This is a genomic window from Pseudomonas bohemica (genome assembly GCF_002934685.1).
Classification (GTDB): Bacteria; Pseudomonadota; Gammaproteobacteria; order Pseudomonadales; family Pseudomonadaceae; genus Aquipseudomonas; species Aquipseudomonas bohemica.
Genome location: NZ_NKHL01000032.1, coordinates 1000 through 1348, shown reverse-complemented (window position 1 = coordinate 1348; position 349 = coordinate 1000). Strand labels below are relative to the sequence as shown.

Here is a 349-nt window from a genome sequence, read left to right as displayed (position 1 = left end):
TTCAAAAAACGGCAGCGTTCAAAATCGATCAAGTCTGCCGCGTATTTCATGCATTTTTTCCGCAGCAACCACCTTGCAGCGGCTATTTCCCTCATTACGGGCGCACCTCTCCCGCGCCAGAAAGCAAATGTCGACGTGCCATCCACAGGTTCGACAGGGCGAACAACGTCACCATCTGAGCAGTGTTTTTCACCAAGCCTCGGAAGCGCACTTTCGTATAACCAAACTGACGCTTGATCACCCGAAATGGATGCTCAACCTTGGCGCGAACCTGGGCCTTGGCTTTCTCGATCTTGCGCATCGCTTTGTACAGCGCGCTGCGTTTTCCGTGCTTCTTGTAGGTGCTGCA

The 349-nt window shown here is 53.0% G+C and carries 1 protein-coding gene; it reads right to left on the bottom strand.

Translation table 11 applies throughout. From position 1 onward, the window contains the following. Nucleotides 1-94: 94 nt before the first annotated feature. Nucleotides 95-349: transposase (locus tag CE491_RS00150; protein WP_199884904.1), on the bottom strand; the 255-nt coding region annotated here is incomplete at its 5' end.